General features: G+C 42.0%; 3 protein-coding genes. 2 read left to right on the top strand and 1 reads right to left on the bottom strand.

Annotation, left to right across the window (positions count from 1 at the left end):
* Positions 1 to 354 precede the first annotated feature (354 nt).
* Both BZG79_RS16845 and BZG79_RS15245 read left to right on the top strand, forming a co-directional pair.
* Positions 355 to 573 (top strand): DUF6500 family protein, encoded by a 219-nt coding sequence (locus BZG79_RS16845; RefSeq protein ID WP_069362640.1) that lies wholly within the window; start codon positions 355 to 357, stop codon positions 571 to 573.
* Positions 574 to 679: 106 nt separating this feature from the next.
* On the top strand, positions 680 to 1,174 hold the full coding sequence (locus BZG79_RS15245) for a GNAT family N-acetyltransferase (RefSeq protein WP_025744726.1): 495 nt from the start codon (positions 680 to 682) through the stop codon (positions 1,172 to 1,174).
* Positions 1,175 to 1,195: 21 nt separating this feature from the next.
* Here BZG79_RS15245 and BZG79_RS16515 read toward each other — a convergent pair.
* A partial coding sequence (locus tag BZG79_RS16515) for a transposase (protein WP_199878028.1) occupies positions 1,196 to 1,704 on the bottom strand: 509 nt, incomplete at its 5' end.

The raw sequence follows: 1,704 nt of genomic DNA on the forward strand, positions 1-1,704 counted from the left end.
GTGTAATGTGTAATATCTTTTGAATTTCCTGAGTTTGTCGCTAAACAAGATAAAAGTGCAGAGCTCATGATTCGAGTAAATAGTGTAAGGTTTAAAGAGAGCAAAATAGGGATAAGTCAAAGCAAAATGAAAGAAGTGCTTCTGAGTCAGTTAGAAAGTTCAAAGTTAGCTTTATACAAAAAGCACTCTGAGTAATGTACTTATAACAAGCGCATAAAAGATGAAGTTCACAACGCTTGGCACTCTCACTTCAAGTCAGTTTAGTGTTTATGGCACAATGCGGTAGCTAAGGTGGCGGCGTTGTTCACACCTTAATTTGGCGTTATGTGATCAATCTAGCATAGGAAAACTACTTTGCGGCAAGAGCTTAGAGATAAAATTGTAGAAGTATGCGATCACAAAATCGCTCAGAAAGGACCGGGGGTTGGCCTGTCGTTTTACGCTTTCTTCAAAAATAAGAATGACCAGCCGGAGGTGCTTATGGAGGCAGCGCGGTGGTGGATCGAAATCCATAAATTAGATCATTTTGAAAAGGCGACGAAAATAAGAGACATGGTGAATTCTGGTGTTTAGCCGTGTTTGCAAATCACATAACAAGTCGCATCAGTACGCGCCTTCGGCGCCGGACGCTCACTACGTTCGTGCCGCTGTGCTCGGGCGTTAACTGACTAGGAGAAATATGGAAGTATTCCTAAAGCGGATAGAGGCTGATTCTCGTCATATTTTGGAGAATTTGTTCCCTTACTATGTGTACGATATGTCAGAGTTTATGAAGTGGGATCCAGACTTAAATGGTTTATACACGTTTAAATCATCAACTTTAGATTGCTACTGGAGTGGCACTAGTCATGTTCCTTACTTTATTTATGTGGGTAAAGATTTAGCTGGTTTTGTATTGGTTCGTAAGTACCCGTCGTCTCCAGAAATATTGGACATCGACCAGTTTTTCGTACTTCGGAAATTTAAGGGACAAGGTATAGGCAAAAGTGCATTCAAAGAGGTTGTGAATCGTCATATCGGTAAGTGGCAAATTCGGGTATTGAAGGAAAATGAAGCTGCACTAAAGTTCTGGTTATCGGCAGTAAGCGATATCGTAGGGTGCGACTACGATTCTTGTTTGGACATTGACGTTGATTTAGAAATGCACTTTATACGCTTTGAAAAAGTCAGTTAACAAACGAGTATGTCGTCAATCCTAAATTTTAGCGAGATTTTTATCCCACATCACGCCGTCTCTAAGCATCGAATTTAAGATCACTACCATCTTGCGCACACAGGCARTAATGGCGACTTTTTTCGGCTTTCCAGCGGCGACTAATCGGGCATACGTCGCTTTAAAAACAGGATTACATTGCATCGCAGACATCATCGCCATATACAACACGGTACGAACTTGAGCACGTCCACCTTGGATCACCCGTTTGCCTTTATATCGCCCACTTTCTTTTGTCACGGGTGCAACACCAATGAGAGATGCCGCTTGTTTGTTAGTTATATAGCCCAGCTCAGGGACGTTACTGATGATAGATGCTGCCGCAATGCTGCCAATGCCAGGCACGCTTTGTAAGAGCGTATTTTTAGTCTGATATTCAGGGCATGCTTCAATCAACTTCACGAGTTTTTGTTCGATGTTGGTGATTTGATTTTTCATCGCAGTGAGCATGGGTTTGATGGTTGAATGCAAGGTTTTGGGCAGTATCTGCA

This window comes from Salinivibrio sp. MA427, assembly GCF_001996115.1.
Classification (GTDB): Bacteria; Pseudomonadota; Gammaproteobacteria; order Enterobacterales; family Vibrionaceae; genus Salinivibrio; species Salinivibrio costicola.